The following is a 19807-nucleotide window of genomic DNA, read 5'->3' on the forward strand; positions in this document are numbered from 1 at the left end:
AATCCAAATGGGGCGCGGACATCATCGCCGCGGTCGAGCGGGGGCTGGCGCGGGACTTCTCGAAGCTGCCCAAGCTGGAGAAACCGCGCAACAATTCCAACGGCGCCGCCATCGTCGAGCTGTTGAAGGTGCTGTTGCGGATGACCGCCGAGCGCCACGCAGTCGCAAGCAAGGTGATCGCGACCGTCGACGACTTAGAGGAGATCGCGGCGGACGATGAGGCCGACGTGCCCGCCTTGCGCGGTTGGCGCCGCGAGCTGTTCGGCGACGCCGCGCTGAAGCTCAAGCGCGGCGAGCTCGCGCTCGCGATCGAGAAAGGCCGCGTGATCGGGGTGCAGCGGGCGTAGGGCCGCTCCGCTCACTCGATCGTCATTGCGAGGAGCTCTTGCGACGAAGCAATCCAGACTGTCTCCGAGGAGGGATTCTGGATTGCTTCGCTGCGCTCGCAATGACGACGTGAGAGCGACGTGCCTTACGCCGGCGTCAGCTTCGCCACTTCGCTCTTCATGTCGTTCAGCACGCCGGAGATCGCGTCCACCAGTTCGTCGATCTGGGTCTTGGTCGTGATCAGCGGCGGGCAGATCGCGATGGCATCGAGCATGTTGCGCGAGATCACGCCGCGCTCCTGGAGCATGCGGCTGGCGATGCCGCCGACGGCGCCCGGCGTTGCCGCCGCGATCTTGCGCGCCTTGTCGAGCACGAGCTCGAGCGCGGCGATCATGCCGACGCCGCGGACCTCGCCGACCAGCGGGTGGCTGGCGAGTTCACGCAAGCGGCCCTGCATGTAGCCACCGAGCTCGGCCGCGTGTGCGACGAGGCCGCGCTCCTCGATGATCTTGAGGTTCTCCAGCGCAATCGCCGAGCCGACCGGATGGCCGCCCGCGGTGAAGCCGTGGCCGAGCACGCCGATCTTGTTGCTCTCGTCCGCGATCGGCTCGAACATGCGGTCGTTCAGGATGATCGCCGAGAGCGGGAAATAGCTCGATGTGATCTGCTTGGAGACGACGATCGCATCGGGCTTGATGCCGTAGGTCTCGCAGCCGAACATCTTGCCAGTGCGGCCGAAACCGCAGATCACCTCGTCGGCGACCAGGAGAATGTCGTACTTCTTCAGGACCTTCTGGATCTTGTCCCAATAGGTCGCCGGCGGCACCACGACACCGCCCGCCCCCATCACCGGCTCGCCGAAGAACGCCGCGATCGTATCCGGCCCTTCCTTCTGGATCAGGGCGTCGAGCTCCTCGGCCCGGCGCGTGGCGAAGGCTTCCTCGCTCTCGCCGGGGGCGCCGTCCTTGTAGAAGTGCGGCGAGCCCGTATGCAGGATGTTCGGCAGCGGCAGGTCGAACGAGCGATGGTTGTTCGGCAGGCCCGTGAGGCTGGCGGATGCGATGGTGACGCCGTGATAGGCACGCAGGCGGCTGATCACCTTCTTGCGCTGCGGTTGGCCGAGCGCGTTGGAGCGATAGGCGATCAGCTTCAACACGGTGTCGTTCGCTTCCGAGCCGGAATTGGTGAAGAACACCTTGCTCATGGGCACCGGCGCGAGCGCGACCAGTTTCTCGGCGAGGTCGATCGAGGGACCGTGCGATTTGGCGGAGAACGTATGGTAGAACGGCAGCGCCTGCATCTGCTTGTGCGCCGCCTCGACCAGTCGCTTCTCGTTGAAGCCGAGCCCGACGCTCCACAGGCCCGCCATGGCTTCGAAATAGCGCTTGCCCGACGCGTCGAAGACGTAAGGCCCCTCGCCGCGCTCGATCACCAGCGGACCGGCCTGCTGATGCGTGCGCGCATTGGTGTAGGGATGGAGCTGATAGGCCACATCCCGGGCCTCTTGCGAATTGGGCAGCATGGACATTTGCGATGATCCCTAAAAGCGTCACGCCGCCGGCGGGCCGGCGTCATCACTCGATGGCGAGTACTTGTCTCAAGTACTTGGCTATTGCCACGACGCAAAACTTGCAATGCCAATTCGTCGGCGGCAAGCGCTCAGCAGCGATGCACAAAGCCGCACATGACAGGACCGCGGATCGCAGAATCGGGCTGGGCAGCTCTCACGCCGCGCCGTCGTCGTCCACTTCGTCGGTGGCGGAAACGGCTTCCCTCACCTCCATCAGCGCCATCGAGAGCAAGTAGACCGTGGTAGGCAGCCCAAGCCTGCGCGCCTTCTCGGCGGCATGCGACAGATCGCTCGCCAGCTCCTTGAGCTCGTCTCCCCGCGACAATTCTCAACCCCATCGACCGGCCGCGGCCGCCTACACCGCAACGGCGCCGCTGGTTCTGATCAGTTCGGCGCTGGACTGGATTGTAGCAAAATTCGCAATGACATCCACTACCGCATGCCGGTAGGCCGCGGCATCGTCCGTGCCCGGCTGCCGGCAAGCCACCGCGTCGGTGATCACATGGTAGCGATGACTGCGGTGAAACCCCTCGACGGCAGTGGCCAGGATGGTCTCGTCCAGGGAAAAGCCGATCAGGATGCAGCGTGTGGTGCGGATAGCGGACATGTGGCCGCCAAACCGCGACGAGCTGTAGGCGGACGGCAGCGGGTGCTCGAACGTCATCTCGCCCGGTTGTGGCCTGGTCTCCGCGATCCAATCGGTCAGCCTGGATGACGGATTGAACCAGGCCGCCTGCGCGATGCGCTTCAGATGCATCACCGGCCATAGATTGCTGCGCCACAGCGTCAGGAGTTCCAGGCAGCGCGCCGCCGTCGCATCGCCGTCGCGGATAACGTGACGGCGGCCGGGAGTCAGGTACTCGACCTGAAGATCCGCACAGACCAGGATCGGCGGATCATCGTGCATTGAAACCAGCATCGAGTTGCGCGCAGCTGCACCTGTTTCAGCGGTCGGCGAGCGCGAGGTCCCGCAGCGGCGAGGTCACCGCCCGCCCGGCCGAGGCATCGAGCACGCCAGGACGGTCCCAATCGCCCTCGGGACGAATAATCACATAGGGATCGCTATCCAGCGTGATGGCATCCGGGCCCGGCTCGATCTCCAGCAGCATCTCCGTGTAGGAGAAATCCGAGAACGTGATCTTGCGGTTGTGACCGAGCGGCTTGGCGCCGAAATGGGCCCAGAAATCGACCAGCCGGTCCTGCGCCTGGCCGTAGATCTTGCGAAAGCCCTTGCGCTTCACATAATCGACACTGGCCTGCACCAGCTTGAACGAGACGCGCGAGCGCCGATATTGGTGACGCACCGCAAGCCGCTCCACCTTGGCGAAATCGCCGAAGAAGCGCACCCGCAGGCAGCCCGCAGGCTCGTTGCCGACGAAGCCGATGAAATGCGCCGCGACCATGTCGTTGCCGTCGAACTCCTCCTCGAACGGACAATCCTGCTCGGCGAGGTAGACCGCCGAGCGGATGGCGGTCACCAGCATGAGATCGCTTGGGTCGCGCGCGAGGCGGATGGTGATGGCGCGGGAACAGGGCTTGGCGACTGGAATCCTAGTACCGTGCATCTGCAAAGCTCCTTGATTGGATGATCGCTCCCGGCATGCGCATCGGCTGTCGATGCCAGGGCCGCTCGTAGCACCAAAGGTCGGGTTGGAAGCTCGGGACGGGCGCAAAGCCTGTCGCCTTCATGATGTCGCGTCCGGCCACCGTTGACGGCTGCGCATAGCAATCCGCACCGCGAAACCTTATCTGCCGCAGATGAGCCGCGGCCTTACCGAGACCGGCGATGCCGCGGCCCGTCGCCGCGATCGCCCAGATGTAGATGGCAGCGACGTCTTCGTCTGCCGATGCGAGATAACGCGTCTCGGGCGCTGTGAGGCAAATCTCGTCGAGCAGCAGCGCATCATGTCCGCGGTCATTGAGAAACAGGAAGGCCATGCCGCCGACGAGCTTGCCTTTGCGGCTAAATGTCAGGATGCTCTGGGGATCGAAGACGTAATATTTGGCAAGCGCCGCCGTCCCGATCTGCACGCCCGGCACCAGCCGGTGCGCCATCTCCGAAAGCGCTCCAATTTCGGAAAATTGCGCACAGCGGACGTCGACGTCCGGGCTCAGCGGCAAGGCATCGAAATCATGCCTTGCGGCAAACGTGCCCCTTTCCATACTCATGTCGCGCCTCTATCGTTCGAGGCTTTCATGCCCCGCTACGACGAGCTTAGCGGTTGGGGATCAGGAGTATGCAGCAGTTATTGCACCGGGGTGCTGCGATGATGCAGCACCGTGAAGAAGCCCTGGGCGCGTCCTGGGATGATTTGAAGCTGTTTTTAGCGTGCGCAAAATTTAAAAGTTTTCGGAATGCCGCCGAAGAGCTCGGCCTCACCTCCACCACGCTGATGCGCCGCATCGACCGGCTCGAGGAGAGCATTGGGTGCAAGCTGTTCCTGCGCGACCAGAGCGGGCTGACGCTCAGCGACGAAGGCGCTGCGATGATCGCCGACGTCACGCATATGGAGCGTCATGCCTTCAACGTCTTCCGCCGCGCGGCGCGGTCCTCGAACGACACCTCGGGCACCGTTCGCGTCGCGGTGACGGAAGGCCCCGGCAATTTCTGGATCCTGCCGCGGCTGATCGACTTCCAGAAGACGTACCGCAAGATCACGGTCGATCTGCGCTGCGCGATGGAGCAGGCCGACGTCGCGCGGCTCGAATCCGATATCGCGATCCAGCTCGAGCCGCCGACCAATCCCGATCTGATCGTCGCCAAGCTCGGCCGCCTCCACATCTATCCCTTCGTCTCCAAGGAGTATGAAAGCCTCTACGGCGTGCCGGCAACGCTCGCCGAACTGAACAATCACCGCATCATCAAGCAGAGCGCGCCGCAGGTCGACGACGGCGCCTATGCCCGCGTGCTCGGGCTGAAGTCGCTCGAAGGCATCGTCGGGATCAAGACCAATTCGTCGGTGGGCGTGCTCTACGCGGTGGAGCGCGGCGCCGGCATCGGCTTCCTGCCGACGGTATCGATCGCGCTCGGTGCGCCGCTCGTTGCGGTCGATCTCGGCGTCAGCCATCACGCCGATCTCTGGCTCACCTATCACAAGGAGTTCCGCAGCTCCGAGCGGCACAAGATCGTGGTCGACTGGCTGAAGAAGATCTTCGATGCCAGGACCTATCCCTGCTTCCGCGACGAGTTCATCCATCCGAACGCGCTGGTGCCGATGATGACGGCGGCGCGCGAGGGCTTTGGCCTGGCGGGATACGTGGCGACGGCGCCGACTTAACGCAGGCGAGCGTCAGCTCACCATTTGTATTCGAAGCCGAGCGTGCCCTGGTGCGAGGTGAGCTCGTTGCGAAATTTGCCGTCGTAATTGACGTAGAGCCTCGCCACGTTGGTCAGGCTGAGCGAAGCCGAGGCGCCGGCATCCGCGCCGTAACGGCTCTCGCCGATGCCGGGGACGATGACGTTCTGGGCGCCCAGACTGACCTGGATGGATCCGAGGTCCTGGTGGAAATTGTCGACGAACTTGCCGTAGGCCGAGAGGTCCAGGATCTTCTGGTCGATGATGAAATAGCGGCCGACCTCGGCCCCGAGCATGATGCGCGCGCGCGAGAGGGCCGACGAGCCGACGTTGAGCGGATCGAGCCCGCCGGTCTCCTGGAACGCGGCGCTGGTGGCGCGCACATATTCCAGCGCGCCCTTGGGCACGATGCGCATCTCGTCCTTGGTCCAGTAATAGCTGATCTCGGTCAGCGCGCCGTCCACGGCGGCGCGATAGCGCGCGGTCGCAAGGCCAAGGCCGGTATCGCGGCTGGAATGGACCTTGCCGAAGCCGTGCACCACGGCAAAGGCCCAGGTCCACGGGCCCTTGTCGATTGAGCCGCTGAAGCCGAGCTGGGTGAGATCGAGGGTTGCGGATTGCAGCGCCAGCGGCACGTCGATGTCGGTGTGGCTGTGGTCGACGGAGAATCCGATGTTGACGCCGGGTGCGAGCCGCGCGCCAAAGCCGGCAACGCCGCCGAAGGTCTTGCGCTTGTCGCCGACGAAGTCGCCTTGCGCTTCGGTGCGAACCGACAGGCCATAGCCCTCGAACCAGGTGCGGTAGCGCGGATCTTCCGCAGCCACCGAGGCGCCGCCGCCGCCCGGATTGGTGCGGAACGCCCGGCTGACGCCGCTCGAGGCCTGATTGCCGAGCCGCTCCAGAAAGCCTGAGCCGAAATTGAGCATGCTGTTGCCGGCTGACTGATTTTGATTAGTCGAGGTCGGCGACGGAATCGGGGTCGGTGACGGCGTGGGTGTCGGCGTGGGCGTCGGGGTCGGCGTGGGCGTGCTTTGCGCGAAGCCGGGGCTCACGGCCGCCATCGTCACGACCAGGGCAAACGCCATCGCGAGCGCAGCCACGATCCGGCGGACGCAGTCCAACCCGATCGTCTGCCGTGTCCCGGAGAGCGGCGCGGCGCAGCGCATGACGATGAATCCCGAAAGCGAAGTGGCGGCGCGCAAAAATGCAACACGGTCTGCGGCGCTTGCGGCGATTTGGGCCGAACTGCCACGAGGGGTCAACCGGTCGGCTCATGACGGCCGAGCCAATTGCACCGATTGTGGTTCTGCTGCCACAGTTCGCAAATTGCGCTTGAAGGCACCCGGCTTGCCCTTGAAATCCGCGCGCGGCTTGCTAGCCGGCGAATTTCATGTTGCAATAACGTTCACAATCGGAATTGGCCGTTTGCTGTGCGTTTCGCGACATTGCGCCTCAAGACTCGAACAGACTTCCGGGAGCCCGTTTGTGGCGTGGCACGCGAAAAAGCGGCCGCGTCGTTTTTATATCTAGTGGAGGAGACGAGCGATGCCGCAAAAGGGCACCGTCAAATGGTTCAACCCGACAAAGGGCTATGGGTTCATCAAGCCGAATGGCAGCGACAAGGACGTGTTCGTCCACATCTCCGCCGTCGAGCGTGCCGGACTCTCTACCCTCAACGAGAACCAGGTGGTTGAATTCGACCTCGTGGAGAACCGCGGCAAATCATCCGCGGAGAACCTCAAGGTTTCCTGATGTCTCTCGCGGCATGCGAGCGATCATGACGTTGCCCCCGGCTCTGCCGGGGGATTTTGTTTCGAACTGCAGCAAAACAGCGCGTAGCTGGAGAAACGAATATCACCACCAATCGACCAGAGACGACGGCCGACGAACTCCAACGCCCAGCTTCGTCGTGCGACGAGAAGGCACTCACGCCGTTCGATGTTTTCGGCTCGGACCTTCCCGACGAGGCATTCGCGGGTGTGTTCGATCACCCCCGGCAAGTCGGCAGACTGGTCGATCGACTGCTCTACGGCTCTTGAGTCCCGAGCTGTCTAACTCACCACCGGCGATACCAAAAAATTCTCCGACGCTGCGCTTCCCGCCGTCTTGCAGACATCGCCCTCGATGCGGACCTTGCCGGCCGCGAGCAGCCGCAGCGCCTCGGGATAGATGCGGTGCTCGACTTCGAGGATGCGCTCGGACAGCGTCTCCGCGGTATCGTGGTCGCTGACGGGAACCGCGCCCTGCATCACGATCGGGCCGGCATCGGTCTCGGGAATGACGAAGTGCACCGTCGCGCCGGAGAGCTTGACGCCGGCGCGCAGGGCCTGGCCGTGCGGGTCGAGGCCGGGGAACGATGGCAGCAGCGAGGGATGGATGTTGAGCATCCGCCCGTACCAGGCCTTGGTGAACTCGGCCGTGAACAGGCGCATGAAGCCGCCGAGACAAATCAGCTCGATGCCGTGCTTGTCGAGCGCGGCCTGCAGCACCGTCTCGAAGCCGGCGCGGTCCTTGCCGAACGGCTTGCTTTCGATCACCTCGGTGGTCACGCCGCTCGCCCGGGCGCGTTCGAGGCCGGGCGCATCCGCCTTGTTAGAGATGACGAGCGAGATCTCCGCCGGGAAATCCGCGGCGGCGGCTGCCCTGATCAGCGCAGCCATGTTGGAGCCGCGCCCGGAAATCAGGATGGCGACGCGGCGCTTCATCACGGCGCCAGTCATTATAGCGCCATGTCGAGGTGGCCGTTATAGACGACGCGGTGCTCGCCCTCGGCCGGAATCACGGTGCCGAGCTGCGCCACGGTCTCGCCGGCGTCGGTGAAGACTTCGACGACCTTGTCGACCTTGTCGGGCTCGACGATCGCGATCATGCCGATGCCGCAATTGAAGGTGCGCAGCATTTCCAGCTCGGCGATGCCGGCTTGGGCCGCCAGCCATTTGAACACCGGCAGCACCGGCAGGCGTGCCAGGTCGATGCCGACACCGAGATGCTTCGGCAGCACGCGCGGGATGTTGTCGGTGAAGCCGCCGCCGGTGATGTGGGCGAGCCCCTTCACCGCCCCGGTCTCGCGGATCGCGCGCAGGCAGGATTTCACGTACAGCCTGGTCGGCGTCAGCAGCGCGCCGCCGAGTGTCATCACCGGCGCGAACGGCGCCTGCGCCTCGAAGCCGAGGCCCGACTGCTCGACGATCTTGCGGACCAGCGAGAAGCCGTTGGAATGCACGCCGGACGAAGCGAGACCGATCACGGCATCGCCCGAGGCGATGTCCTTGCGCGGCAACAACGTACCGCGCTCGGCGGCGCCGACGGCAAAGCCGCCGAGATCGTAGTCGCCGTCCTTGTAGAGGCCGGGCATTTCGGCAGTCTCCCCGCCGATCAAAGCGCAGCCGGATTCGCGGCATCCCTCCGCAACGCCCGCGACGATGGCGGCCGTGGCCTCCGGATCGAGCTTGCCGCAGGCGAAATAGTCCAGGAAAAACAGCGGCTCGGCGCCCTGGACCACGAGGTCGTTGACGCTCATGGCGACGAGGTCGATGCCGATGCCGCCATGCAGGCCGGTCTCGATCGCGATCTTGACCTTGGTGCCGACACCGTCGGTCGCGGCCACGAGGACCGGATCCTTGAAGCCGGCCGCCTTGAGGTCGAACAGGCCGCCGAAGCCGCCGATCTCGGCATCGGCGCCTGGGCGCGCGGTGGCGCGCACCATCGGCTTGATCAGGTCGACCAGGCGGTTGCCCGCGTCGATATCGACGCCTGAATCGGCGTAAGTGAGGCCGTTTTTGCGGTCGGTCATGCCCGATTTCCAGTGGGTTTGCGGCTGGTTACGTTGAATTCCGGGGACGCGCAATGGCTCGCATGGCGCTCCCCGCTATACTATGTAGACATATCAACCGGTTCAGCCTGCAACGGGCCGGATTTGAGGTCAGAACCGGTGCCGGGAAGCGCTTTCGTGAGTATTCCGAATATCATTACCTTGGGCCGCATCATGCTGGTCCCGATCATCGTCTGGGCCATCGTGTCGAGCCAAATGGAGGTGGCGTTCGCCGTCTTCCTGATCGCCGGCATCAGCGATGCCGTGGACGGCTTTTTGGCCAAGCGCTTCAACATGACGAGCGAGCTCGGCGCCCTGCTCGATCCGCTCGCCGACAAGGCGCTGCTGGTCTCGATCTACATGGCGCTCGGCATCTGGGGCGCGATCCCGCGCTGGATCGTGATCCTGGTGGTCTCGCGCGACATCATGATTGTCGCCGCCGTGATCGTGTCCTGGTTGTTCGACCGGCCGGTCGAGATGAAGCCGTCGAAAGTCTCCAAGCTCAACACGGTGGCACAAGTGGCATTCGCAGCTTTGGTGCTGGCGGCGCTTGCCTTCGGCTTCAAGCCCGCGCCTTATGATATCATCCTGATGGGTCTCGTCACGGTCTTCACGCTCTCCTCCGTGTCGCTCTATCTCGTCGAGTGGCTGCGGCACATGAGCACGATCGAGGCCAAATGAGCGGGGAAGCAGCCCAGCAAAAGGCCAAGTCCCGCACCATCAAGTCGAATCTCTACAAGCGGGCCGGCGCGCCGGCATGGAGCAGAGCAAGCGTGGCAGGCCGCGTTCATCCCCGACAATTGGCGTTTGCGCTTCCGCATGCGGAGAGCCTCAGCCGGGACAACTTCCTCGAAGGCCCCGCCAATGCGGCCGGTCTCGGCCTCATCGACGGCTGGCCGGAATGGCCGAACCGGATCATGTGGCTGACGGGCCCGGAAGGAAGCGGCAAGAGCCATCTCGCCGCGATCTGGGCCGAGGAAGCCGGCGCCCGCTCGACCACCGCCAATGCGCTGACCGCGACGGACGTGCCCGGCGCGCTCGCCACCGGCGCGCTGGTGGTCGAGGATCTCAAGGCTGGGGACTTCGACGAGCGTGCCCTGTTTCACCTGATGAACCTCGCCCGCGAGGACGGCGCCTACGTCCTGTTCACCGGCCGCGAGGCGCCGGCCGCGCTTCCGATCGAGCTTCGCGACCTGCGCTCGCGCCTGCGGGCCGTTCCGGCGGTCACGCTGCTGCCGCCCGACGACCAGCTGTTCCGCGGCCTCATCGTCAAGTTCTGCGCCGACCGCCAGCTCAATGTGGACGAGAGCGTGGTCGGCTACCTCGCGACGCGCCTGGAGCGGTCCTCGGCTGCCGCCCGGCGGGCCGTCGAGCTGCTCGACAGCGAAGCCCTACGGCTCGGCCGTCCCGTCACCCGGGCGCTGGCCGCCGAGCTGCTCCGGGACGCCTGACAGGCTCGCAGGCCTCCCCGAAGTCCGCTTGACGCGGCGCAGGGGCGGAACATCAATGTCATCGAAACGTCATCGCTCTAACACATGCTCCCGCCGATTTTTGCGCTTGAGTCGCAATTGGGGTGAACTGGATGGACCGACTTCTGATGGACTCTGCGCAAGCTGTTGAAACGAAAGAGAAAGCCCCGGAAACCGAGAGCCTTCCGGCGATCGCGTCCAGTCCCGAGCGGTTCATCAATCGCGAGCTGTCCTGGCTGCATTTCAATCGCCGCGTCCTGGAGGAATCAGTCAATCCCAGCCACCCCGTGCTGGAGCGGGTGCGATTCCTGTCGATTTCGGCCAATAACCTCGACGAGTTCTTCATGGTTCGCGTCGCCGGCATCAAGGCCCAAGTCCGCGAGGGCATCGCCGAGCGCAGCCCCGACGGCCTGACGCCGTCCGAACAGCTCGCGCTGATCAACCGCACCGTCTCCCAGCTCGCTTCCGACCAGCAGGCGATCTGGCGCGACCTGCGCGCCACGTTGGCCGAGGTCGGCATCGTGCTGGTCGACGGCAAGGACGTCACAAAGGCGGAACGAACCTGGATCGAGGACTACTTCCTCCACAACGTGTTCCCTCTCCTGACCCCGCTGGCGATCGATCCGGCCCACCCTTTCCCGTTCATTCCGAGCCTCGGCTTCACCATCGCACTGCAGCTCACGCGCGCTGCCGACGGCAAGCAGATGAACGCGCTGATCCGCATGCCCGGCAAGATCGACCGCTTCATCCGCCTGCCGGCGGATGGCACGGTGCGCCTGATCTCGCTGGAGCAGGCCACCGCCCTGTTCATCAACCGCCTGTTCCCCGGCTACAATCTGCACGGCCAAGGCGCCTTCCGGATCATCCGCGACTCCGAGCTCGAAATCGAGGAGGAGGCCGAAGATCTCGTCCGCCTGTTCGAGACCGCACTGAAGCGCCGCCGCCGCGGATCGGTGATCCGGCTCGAGATCGACGCCAAGATGCCGGAGCAGCTGCGCAGCTTCGTGCAGCACGCGCTCTCCGCCGCCGACGACGAGATCTTCCTGGTCGACGGCGTGCAGGCGATGAACGAGCTCTCGCAGCTCACCCGCCTCGACCGGCCCGACCTCGAATTCACCCCTTACGTGCCGCGCCACCCCGAACGCGTGCGCGAGCATGGCGGCGACATCTTCGCCGCGATCCGGCAGAAGGACCTGATCGTCCACCATCCCTACGAGTCGTTCGACGTGGTGGTGCAATTCCTGCAGCAGGCCACGCGCGACCCCGACGTCGTTGCGATCAAGCAGACGCTCTACCGCACCTCCAACAATTCACCGATCGTGCGCGCGCTGGCCGAAGCGGCCGAAGCCGGCAAATCAGTCACCGCGCTGATCGAGCTGAAAGCGCGGTTCGACGAAGAAGCCAACATCCGCTGGGCACGCGATCTCGAACGCGCCGGCGTGCAGGTCGTCTACGGCTTCCTCGAATTGAAGACGCACGCGAAGCTCTCGATGGTGGTGCGCCGCGAGGGCGGCAGCCTGACGACCTACGTCCATACCGGCACCGGCAATTATCACCCGGTCACCGCGCGCATCTACACCGATCTCTCCTACTTCACCTCGGACCCGACGATCGGCCGCGATGCCGCGCGCGTGTTCAATTTCATCACCGGCTATGCCGCGCCGAGCGATCTGGAAAAGATGGCGGTGTCGCCGCTGACCTTGCGCAAGCGCATCATCGAGCACATCCAGGGCGAGACCGCACATGCGCGGCATGGCCGTCCCGGCGCGGTCTGGATGAAGATGAACGCGCTGGTCGATCCTGATATCATCGACGCGCTCTACGAGGCCTCGCAGGCCGGTGTCCAGGTCGAGCTCGTGGTGCGCGGCATCTGCTGCCTTAGGCCCGGCATTCCCGGTCTGTCGGAGAACATCCGCGTCAAGTCGATCATCGGCCGCTTCCTGGAACATGGCCGAATCTACTGCTTCGGCATGGGCCAGGGACTGCCGAGCGCGAAAGCGGCTGTGTATATCTCGTCCGCCGACATGATGCCGCGCAACCTCGACCGCCGCGTCGAGGTGCTGTGTCCGCTGCAAAATCCGACGGTGCATCAGCAGGTTCTCGAACAGATCATGGTCGCGAACCTGAAGGACAATGAGCAGAGCTGGCAGTTGTTGCCGGATGGGTCTTCAACGCGTATGAAGACCGCGAAGGGCGAGGAGCCTTTCAACGTCCACAACTACTTCATGACGAATCCGAGTCTGTCTGGCCGTGGAAAGTCGCTCAAGGAATCCTCGCCGCGTCGTCTCACGCGCCGGAACGAACGTCATCAATCCTGATCGGGGGTTTGCGACGTGAAGCGGCCGCGCAAGCGCGGCTCGAGCGTCGCGGTTATCGACATAGGCTCCAACTCGGTCCGCCTCGTCGTCTACGAGGCGCTGGCGCGCAGCCTGATCCCGATCTTCAACGAGAAGACGCTGTGCGGCCTCGGGCGCGAGGTGCAGAGCACGGGCCTGCTCGCGCCCGACGCCATCGACAAGGCGCTGACCTCGCTGAAACGGTTTCGCGCGCTGTGCCGGGTGATGAAGGTCGGACGCGTGTTCGCGATCGCGACCGCCGCATGCCGCGACGCCTCCAACGGCCCTGATTTCATCGCCAGGGCCGAGCGGATCTGCACGGTGAAGATCGAGATCCTGTCGGGCTCGCGCGAAGCACGACTGTCCGCGCTCGGCGTGATCTCCGGCATCCACCATCCAGACGGCATCGTCGGCGACCTCGGCGGCGGCTCGCTCGAGCTGATCGACGTGCGCAGGAACGCCGTACGCAGCGGCGTGACGCTGCCGCTCGGCGGCCTCGCACTGCAGGACCTCGCCCACAAATCGCTCAAGCGCGCCGACCGCATCGTGCGCGAGGAGATCGACGGGGTCCAGTTACTCACTGCCGGCCGCGGTCGCACCTTCTATGCCGTCGGCGGCACCTGGCGCGCGCTCGCGCGCATCCACATCATCCAGAGCGGCTATCCGCTCCAGGTGATGCACGGCTATTCCATTCCGGCTGCCGAGGCGCTCGACTTCTCGCGCCGCCTGCGGCGCCTCGCCGCCGCCGACATGCTTGCCGACATCGAGATCGTCGCCGATGCGCGGCGCCCTCTCCTCACCTATGCGGCGCTGGTGCTCGAGCACATCATCCGCGTCGCGAAGCCAAAGAACATCGTGTTCTCCACCTTCGGCGTGCGCGAGGGCCTGCTGCACGAGAAGCTGCCCGAGACCGAACGCAACAAGGACGGGCTGATCTGCGCGGCGGAGGAGCTGAACCAGCTGCTGTCGCGTTCGGCCAGGCACGCGCGCGAGCTGATTGCCTGGACCGACCGCTTGGTGCGCGTCGTCAAGCTGCGCGAGACGGAAGTGGACCGCCGCCTCCGCCACACCGCGTGCCTGCTCTCCGACATCGGCTGGCGCGTGCATCCCGATCATCGCGGCGAGCAGACGCTCAGCCTCGTCGTCAACGGCAATTTCGGCGCGATCACCCACACCGAACGCGCCTTCGTCGGCCTGTCGGTGTTCTATCGCTATGCCGGCCTCAGCGAGGAAAACCAGCCGCCGGTCACCATGCAGGAGCTGCTGACGCCGGCCCAGCTCGAACGCGCGCGCCTCCTGGGCGCTGCGTTCCGCGTCGCGCATCTGATCTCGGCCGCACGTCCCGGCGTCCTGCCAGCCACGCATTTCCGCAGCCAGGGCCGCAAATTGATGCTGGTGTTCGAGCACCGGCTCGGCGACCTCGTCGCCGACCGCGTCGGCAGCCGCTTCCGTCAGCTCGCCCGCCTGGTTGGCCGCGCCGGTTCAATCGTCAGGCGCTGACCTCTCAGCCGGGCCTCATCCTCCCGGGCCGTCTCTTGAGCCACATCATCGCGCCGCTGACGAAGAGGACTAGCGGTGCGAAGCCGGCCGCGAACACCAGTAGGCGTCCTGCGAATCCGAACGTCGCGCCATTGTGGAGCCAGAGCTGCTCGGCCAGATAGCGATCCCCCATCGACATGGTGCCCGGCGTGCGGTCGTGCACCACAGCGCCGCTCCACGGATCGAGCCAGATCGCTCCACGCGACCGCACCGCGGGATCAGCTCCATCAGGACGGAATTGCACCCGCCAGGTGTTGCGCGTTGCGGTCGGCGGATTGAGCATGGCGACCGTCGCACCGGGCTTGACCTCTTGCGCGCGTCGCATGATCGCGTCAGGTGAGAGCACCGGCGTCCCTGCCGGAGGCGGCATTTCGACTCGCGGCGAGCGATCAGGCGTCGGCTGCGACACGAGGCCGACGATGGGCCGCACCAGGTCGGGAAAAACGATGCCGACGCCGGTGATCGAGATCAACAAGAGCACGGCCAGCGCCCAAAAGCCTGCCGCACCGTGAAGGTCCAGAACAAATCGAAGCAGCGAGACGTTCTTGCGCACCGAGATCGATCGCCAAAATCGCCCCGGCTTCGGCCACCAAAGGAAGAGACCCGAGACCGCCAAGCCGAGCAGCACGAACCCGGCCACGCCGACCAGTTCCTTGCCCCAGAACTCGTAGAGCAGCAGCGTGAAATGGAGACGGTAAACCTTGAGCGCGAACGCGTTGGCGTAGTCACGCCGCCCGAGCACCTTGCCGTTGGAAGGATCGACCATAGTCGTCCACCGGTTCGGGTAGCTGCCTGGCGTGGTCTCGTGCGAATGGATCACGATCCAGACCGGCCAGGTCCGGTCTGGCGCCAGGATCGTCGCGATCGGCGCGGGATCCGCTGCCGCGGCGGCGTGCATCACCTCCGCTAACGTGACGCTCTGCTCCGGACCGGCGGGCGCATAGAGCGCCGGATTCAGGGCGACATCGATCTCCCGGTAGAAGACGATGAAGCTTCCAGTCAAGCCGATCAGCACCACGACGATGCCGCCGATCAATCCGAACCAACGGTGCACCCACAGCAGCGCGCGCTGCACGCGTCCGGGCATCATCCTGGATCGGGCGGGCGCCGAGCCGCCTCGACGTGGCGCCCTGATTGTTTGGTCCATTCAGAGCACCCGTCGTCTGCGCCTGATCCAGCTCCGCAGCCGGCCCGAGGAGGCCAAAGCTCAGAAGTCGGTCGACATCGACAAGAGCAGGGTTCGGGGCGAGCCTTGCGCTAGCGCAGAGAAGCTCGCGACGCCAGCCCAGTAGTTGGTGTCGAACACATTCTGGACCAGGGCCCGAACCGTCACTGGCCGGTTGTTGATGCGCGTGGTGTAGCGCGCGCCCAGATCGAGCCTCGTCCAGGCCGGAACAACCTGCGTGTTTGCCCCATTCAGATATTGGTGCCCGGTATAGATGGTGTTGGCGACCAATGTCAGCCCCGGTGCGAACGGGGTGTCCCATTCGGCGGACAGATTGGCCTGCACCTCGGGCACTCCGATCGGCGTCTTGCCGAAATTGGCCAGCGTGGTCGTCTTCGTCAGCTCCGCGTCGATCAACGTCACGCCGCCAAGAACGCGAATGCCCCGTTGCACTTCTCCGAACACCGTGAATTCCACGCCGCGATTGCGCTGCTCCTGATCAGCCCGGAAGACGTTGCCGGCACCCGTCTGCCCCGACGGCTTGGTGATCTCGAACAGGCTGATCGTGGTCGCGAGCGTGCCGAAATCGACCTTGACGCCTGCTTCCTTCTGCTTGCTCAGATACGGCGCAAGGACCTCGCCTTGATTCGCCGCCGTCGTCGGTGCGGTATCGCCCTTGCTGAGCCCTTCGATATAGTTGGCGTAGAGCGAAACGTTGCTCCAGGGCTTGACGACCACGCCGACCATCGGTGTGAACGCCGTCTGGTCGTAGGCCGAGCTCACGGCGCCCGTGGTGGTGTTGTAGTTGTTCGACCTGACGCCCTGCTGCCTGACGCCGACCGTCAGCTGAAGCCGCTCCTGGAGAACCGACATGGTGTCGGCCAGCGCAATGCCGGTCAGCTCGGTGTCCGACAGCCGCGGCACGGTCGCGGGAGCCGCAACGAACTGCTGGGGACGGGCGATCGGCGCATAGATGTTGGACAGCACCGGCGTGCCGTTCACCAAGCCGCGCGCAACCTCGTCCATGTAGTAGCTGCCCTGCAAGCTCACGGCATGGCTGATCGCGCCGGTCTCGATCCGGGCCCGCACGCCGGCGTCGGCCACGTTCCTCTCGATGTCGAATTTCGCCCGTCCCGGCGTCGATGTGGTGTTGCCAGCCGCGTTCAGGATCGTCGGCGTCCCGAACAGACGGTCGACCTGGGTCCTGCCGCCGCCGACATTGGCGAACACCGTCACTGCGTCAGTCACGTCGTATTCGGCGCGCGCCAGAAGCGAGTTGTCGTGAACCTTGGCAAATTCCCAGGATTGCGTGACGTTGCGCCGTCCGACCGGCGCGGTCGGAACGGCGACGCCGGTTGCGACCAGGAACGGTCTCGTCGGCGCGTCGAACTTTTCCTCCTGATCGATGAAATCGAGCGAGGCCCTGAACTTCTCGCCGCGATAATCGAACGCTGCGGAGCCGACATGCGCCTCGCGGGACTGATTGTCCAACGGCGTATCGCCGTTGTGATAGCTGCCATTGACGCGAATGCCGAATTCGCGGTTCTCGCCGAACCGCCGGCTGACGTCGAGATGCGTGCCGAGCTGGGTGTTTGACGCGTAGTCAGTCGTGACCCGCGTGAGATCGACATCCCCGGCACGCTTCGGAACGATGTTGATGGTGCCGCCGACACTGCTGTTCGGCGCCATCCCGTAGAGCAGCGCGGTCGGTCCTTTGACGATCTCGATGCGCTCGACGTAATCGGTGAACACGCGGTAGTTCGGTGCAACGCCATAGACGCCGTGGAAGGCGATTTCCCCGACATTGCCTTCCCCGATCGGAAAGCCGCGGATGAAGAAGGAATCGAGAATGCCGCCGGTCTGGCCGGTGAAACGGACCGAGGGATCGTTGCTGACGACGTCGGCGACGGTGACGGCCTGTTGATCTTCGATCTTCTTCGCCGTGTAGCTTGTGATGTTGAAGGGCGTATCCATGAAATCCTTGTTGCCGAGCAAACCGACCTGGCCTCCACGTGCCACCTGCCCGCCTGCGTAAGTCCGCGGCAGTGCACCGGGCCTCGCAGCCGTCGGGGTCGCTTCCGCCTGCAATTTAGCCCGCTCGTTCGCGGGCGCGCCGCGGCCCGCCCTCCTGACTGGATTGGCTCGTGGACGCGCGCGCGGCTTCGGCGCGTCTGCGGTGACGGTCACCGCCGGCAACGTGCTTCCCCCCACGGCCTGGGGCGCAGCGCTCTGCGCGCTGCTGGCGTGCAGGACGCCGTCGCTGCACAAGGCAATGGAGACCACGGAAACCGTGAAGGCTCTCGGGCTGGCGCACGTCAGAAGCGTCTTGATGCGAGCGGCAAGAACGGCAACAGGACGACAAAACACTTTCGACGACATCGCACCTTCCGATTTCATGAACATGAACGTCGGGGCGAGGTGCCGTGGGAACCCTCGTCGAGTCAACGAAAGCACCCATGAATCTCCGTAGTTTATAATAAGACAAGGTCTAAATCGCGTGACGGTTGCGAACGACCACTCTCCACGCAACGCCCGCGCGCACGCGCGCGCGACGCGAGCTTTCGCGAAGCGTGATGCGCGCCGGTCATACGAATGCAATGATGGGAGGATTCGGCCGAACCCGTGGCCGGTGATCGCTCGCGTCCTGCCAACGCGGGAAGCGCCTCAGTGATGTGGACGCCTCTCATCGCTGGAGGGGCGGCCGCACCGATCAGCGCTTCAACGTCACTCCGTGGAGGCCTTGGCGTGCCGTTCGGAGGATTCGAGGGCAGCCGCGGTGAGACTGCGCCGGCGCCAGATGGTGCCGACCACCAGCACGACGACGACTCCGATCACAGCACAGAAATACTCACCGCCGGCCCCGCCATGGCCGAATTGCGGGGGAACGCGAAGGGCGCCGAGCACGCCGTCCAGCGAGGCGCCGAACGGCCCCTCGAACAGCGCATGCAGCCGCGGCGTGACCCCGGGATCGGTCGCCATCACCTCGCCCGCGATCCAGCCGAGCAGCGCCGCACCGGCCCAGACCAGCACCGGGAGCTTTGTGAGCAGTGCCATGATCAGCGCGGCGCCGGCGACGATCAGCGGCACGCTGATGGTAAGGCCGAGGATCAGCAGCGGCACGCTGCCATTGGCCGCGGCAGCGACAGCAATGACGTTATCGAGACTCATGACGATGTCGGCCACCACGACGATCTGGATGGCGTGCCACAGATGCGCGGCAGCGTCGACGTCGTTCTCGTCCTCGTTCTCCGGCACCAGGAGCTTTGCCGCGATCACGATCAGCGCAAGGCCGCCGACCAGCTTGAGGTACGGCAGCTCCATCAGGGTGGCGACGATGCCGGTGAAGATGATCCGGAGCATCACCGCTGCGCCGGCGCCGAAGATCATGCCCCAGAGCCGATGCCGCGGCGACAGACCGCGGCACGCGAGCGCAATCACCAGCGCGTTGTCGCCGGAGAGCAGGATGTTGATCCAGATGATCTTGCCGACCGCGATCCAGAAAGTCGGTGCGGCCATCTCGTTGCGGAACTGGGTAAAGAAGCTCCCGATCGTAGCGGGATCGAAGATCTGCCAGAGCCAGTCCACAATGAGTCCCTTCGCGCGTCGCCTCTAACCTGCGGACCAGATCAGCCGACGATCTCGTTACCCGAGAAGAACTGCGCGATCTCGATCGCGGCGGTCTCCGGCGCATCCGAACCGTGCACCGAGTTCTCGCCGATCGACTTGGCGTAGAGCTTACGCACGGTGCCCTCGGCAGCCTTGGACGGATCGGTCGCGCCCATCACCTCGCGGTACTTGGCGATCGCGCCCTCGCCTTCCAGGACCTGAACCACGACCGGGCCGGAGGTCATGAATTCGACGAGCTCGCCGAAGAAGGGGCGCGCCTTGTGGACGGCATAGAAGGTCTCGGCCTGCTCCTTGGTCATGCGGATGCGCTTCTGCGCGACGATGCGCAGGCCCGCCTTCTCGATCACGGCGTTGACTGCGCCGGTCAGATTACGCTCGGTCGCGTCGGGCTTGATGATCGAGAAAGTGCGTTCGATGGCCATGATCTTGTCCTTGGGGAGAAAGCGGGGGTTCGGGGTTGCGGGGCTTATATCGGCGCCTTTGCCGGACGGCAAGCGACCGCGGAACAGCCTCATAGGCGGTTTCCGCGAGGGGATGGCTCCAGATCCGCTGGATGACAACAATTTCACCCAGATGAACCCAATCTGAAACCGCCGTCAGGATCCGGTTCAGCTTCCCCGGCGTAAGGTTGGGCCCATCGAAACCGAAGCCTGACCTCAGGCGGACC

Annotated in this window: 18 protein-coding genes and 1 pseudogene; 7 read left to right on the forward strand and 12 right to left on the reverse strand. The window is 64.8% G+C overall.

Annotated elements, in window-relative coordinates; translation table 11 throughout:
- Window positions 1-347, forward strand: a pseudogene (locus XF30_RS39475) (ribonuclease D); the annotation flags it as partial.
- Window positions 348-472: 125 nt separating this feature from the next.
- Here XF30_RS39475 and XF30_RS23535 read toward each other — a convergent pair.
- The 5 genes from XF30_RS23535 to XF30_RS23550 all read right to left on the reverse strand — a co-directional run bounded on the left by XF30_RS23535 (window position 473) and on the right by XF30_RS23550 (window position 4066).
- Entirely contained in the window at window positions 473-1855 is a 1383-nt protein-coding gene (locus XF30_RS23535; protein WP_109143982.1) for an aspartate aminotransferase family protein, read from the reverse strand.
- Between the two features lie 196 nt (window positions 1856-2051).
- Complete coding sequence (locus XF30_RS38635; protein ID WP_167361657.1) at window positions 2052-2222, reverse strand: hypothetical protein; 171 nt, start codon at window positions 2220-2222, stop codon at window positions 2052-2054.
- Between the two features lie 30 nt (window positions 2223-2252).
- Window positions 2253-2816, reverse strand: a complete 564-nt coding sequence (locus XF30_RS23540; protein WP_109143983.1) for an isochorismatase family protein — start codon at window positions 2814-2816, stop codon at window positions 2253-2255.
- Window positions 2817-2841: 25 nt separating this feature from the next.
- Window positions 2842-3462: a GNAT family N-acetyltransferase gene (locus XF30_RS23545; RefSeq protein ID WP_036000546.1), complete on the reverse strand. Its 621-nt coding sequence runs from the start codon at window positions 3460-3462 to the stop codon at window positions 2842-2844.
- Entirely contained in the window at window positions 3449-4066 is a 618-nt protein-coding gene (locus tag XF30_RS23550) for a hypothetical protein (protein ID WP_192893231.1), read from the reverse strand. The genes XF30_RS23545 and XF30_RS23550 overlap by 14 nt, the downstream gene beginning before the upstream one ends.
- 68 nt (window positions 4067-4134) lie before the next feature.
- Between XF30_RS23550 and XF30_RS23555 the strand changes: the two genes are divergently transcribed.
- The gene (locus XF30_RS23555; RefSeq protein ID WP_036000552.1) at window positions 4135-5175 is read left to right on the forward strand and encodes a LysR family transcriptional regulator; all 1041 of its coding nucleotides are present in this window, start codon (window positions 4135-4137) and stop codon (window positions 5173-5175) included.
- A gap of 17 nt (window positions 5176-5192) precedes the next feature.
- On the opposite strand, the gene XF30_RS23560 is transcribed toward XF30_RS23555, so the two are convergent.
- The gene (locus tag XF30_RS23560; protein WP_109143985.1) at window positions 5193-6359 is read right to left on the reverse strand and encodes an autotransporter outer membrane beta-barrel domain-containing protein; all 1167 of its coding nucleotides are present in this window, start codon (window positions 6357-6359) and stop codon (window positions 5193-5195) included.
- A 379-nt stretch (window positions 6360-6738) separates the two neighbouring features.
- Here XF30_RS23560 and XF30_RS23570 point away from each other — a divergent pair, with 379 nt between their 5' ends.
- Entirely contained in the window at window positions 6739-6945 is a 207-nt protein-coding gene (locus XF30_RS23570; protein WP_027576280.1) for a cold-shock protein, read from the forward strand.
- Between the two features lie 299 nt (window positions 6946-7244).
- Here the strand turns inward: XF30_RS23570 and purN are convergent, their stop codons facing one another.
- Complete coding sequence (gene purN / locus XF30_RS23575; RefSeq protein WP_192893437.1) at window positions 7245-7898, reverse strand: phosphoribosylglycinamide formyltransferase; 654 nt, start codon at window positions 7896-7898, stop codon at window positions 7245-7247.
- A 14-nt stretch (window positions 7899-7912) separates the two neighbouring features.
- Entirely contained in the window at window positions 7913-8986 is a 1074-nt protein-coding gene (gene purM / locus XF30_RS23580; protein ID WP_109143986.1) for a phosphoribosylformylglycinamidine cyclo-ligase, read from the reverse strand.
- A gap of 156 nt (window positions 8987-9142) precedes the next feature.
- Here purM and XF30_RS23585 point away from each other — a divergent pair, with 156 nt between their 5' ends.
- From XF30_RS23585 to ppx, 4 genes are all read left to right on the forward strand, one after another.
- Complete coding sequence (locus XF30_RS23585; RefSeq protein ID WP_025035876.1) at window positions 9143-9685, forward strand: CDP-alcohol phosphatidyltransferase family protein; 543 nt, start codon at window positions 9143-9145, stop codon at window positions 9683-9685.
- Between the two features lie 92 nt (window positions 9686-9777).
- Window positions 9778-10455 carry a P-loop NTPase family protein gene (locus tag XF30_RS23590; RefSeq protein ID WP_109145831.1) on the forward strand — a complete coding sequence of 226 codons (678 nt, stop codon included), beginning with the start codon at window positions 9778-9780 and terminating at the stop codon, window positions 10453-10455.
- Between the two features lie 146 nt (window positions 10456-10601).
- A complete protein-coding gene (locus tag XF30_RS23595; protein ID WP_036000566.1) occupies window positions 10602-12791 on the forward strand; it encodes an RNA degradosome polyphosphate kinase in 2190 nt (729 codons plus the stop codon).
- 15 nt (window positions 12792-12806) lie between these two features.
- On the forward strand, window positions 12807-14309 hold the full coding sequence (gene ppx / locus XF30_RS23600; protein WP_109143987.1) for an exopolyphosphatase: 1503 nt from the start codon (window positions 12807-12809) through the stop codon (window positions 14307-14309).
- Between the two features lie 4 nt (window positions 14310-14313).
- Here the strand turns inward: ppx and XF30_RS23605 are convergent, their stop codons facing one another.
- The 4 genes from XF30_RS23605 to ndk all read right to left on the reverse strand — a co-directional run bounded on the left by XF30_RS23605 (window position 14314) and on the right by ndk (window position 19562).
- Window positions 14314-15438 carry a PepSY-associated TM helix domain-containing protein gene (locus XF30_RS23605; RefSeq protein ID WP_109143988.1) on the reverse strand — a complete coding sequence of 375 codons (1125 nt, stop codon included), beginning with the start codon at window positions 15436-15438 and terminating at the stop codon, window positions 14314-14316.
- Window positions 15439-15555: 117 nt separating this feature from the next.
- On the reverse strand, window positions 15556-17892 hold the full coding sequence (locus XF30_RS23610; protein ID WP_502696137.1) for a TonB-dependent receptor: 2337 nt from the start codon (window positions 17890-17892) through the stop codon (window positions 15556-15558).
- A 345-nt stretch (window positions 17893-18237) separates the two neighbouring features.
- Entirely contained in the window at window positions 18238-19098 is an 861-nt protein-coding gene (locus XF30_RS23615; protein ID WP_109143990.1) for a TerC family protein, read from the reverse strand.
- Between the two features lie 41 nt (window positions 19099-19139).
- Complete coding sequence (gene ndk, locus XF30_RS23620) at window positions 19140-19562, reverse strand: nucleoside-diphosphate kinase (protein ID WP_036000620.1); 423 nt, start codon at window positions 19560-19562, stop codon at window positions 19140-19142.
- Window positions 19563-19807 lie beyond the last annotated feature (245 nt).

Origin of the sequence: Bradyrhizobium sp. SUTN9-2 (assembly GCF_003122645.1) — a bacterium.
Lineage (GTDB): Bacteria > Pseudomonadota > Alphaproteobacteria > Rhizobiales > Xanthobacteraceae > Bradyrhizobium > Bradyrhizobium yuanmingense.

Coding starts and splice junctions, on each gene's coding strand:
- XF30_RS23555 (WP_036000552.1), top strand. CDS start 4,135: ATGCAGCAGTTATTGCACCGGGGTGCTGCGATGATGCAGCACCGTGAA.
- XF30_RS23545 (WP_036000546.1), bottom strand. CDS start 3,462: ATGCACGGTACTAGGATTCCAGTCGCCAAGCCCTGTTCCCGCGCCATC.
- XF30_RS23595 (WP_036000566.1), top strand. CDS start 10,602: ATGGACTCTGCGCAAGCTGTTGAAACGAAAGAGAAAGCCCCGGAAACC.
- XF30_RS23540 (WP_109143983.1), bottom strand. CDS start 2,816: ATGCTGGTTTCAATGCACGATGATCCGCCGATCCTGGTCTGTGCGGAT.
- XF30_RS23550 (WP_192893231.1), bottom strand. CDS start 4,066: ATGAGTATGGAAAGGGGCACGTTTGCCGCAAGGCATGATTTCGATGCC.
- XF30_RS23605 (WP_109143988.1), bottom strand. CDS start 15,438: ATGATGCCCGGACGCGTGCAGCGCGCGCTGCTGTGGGTGCACCGTTGG.
- XF30_RS23535 (WP_109143982.1), bottom strand. CDS start 1,855: ATGTCCATGCTGCCCAATTCGCAAGAGGCCCGGGATGTGGCCTATCAG.
- purM (WP_109143986.1), bottom strand. CDS start 8,986: ATGACCGACCGCAAAAACGGCCTCACTTACGCCGATTCAGGCGTCGAT.
- XF30_RS23570 (WP_027576280.1), top strand. CDS start 6,739: ATGCCGCAAAAGGGCACCGTCAAATGGTTCAACCCGACAAAGGGCTAT.
- XF30_RS23560 (WP_109143985.1), bottom strand. CDS start 6,359: ATGCGCTGCGCCGCGCCGCTCTCCGGGACACGGCAGACGATCGGGTTG.
- XF30_RS23610 (WP_502696137.1), bottom strand. CDS start 17,892: ATGTCGTCGAAAGTGTTTTGTCGTCCTGTTGCCGTTCTTGCCGCTCGC.
- ndk (WP_036000620.1), bottom strand. CDS start 19,562: ATGGCCATCGAACGCACTTTCTCGATCATCAAGCCCGACGCGACCGAG.
- purN (WP_192893437.1), bottom strand. CDS start 7,898: ATGAAGCGCCGCGTCGCCATCCTGATTTCCGGGCGCGGCTCCAACATG.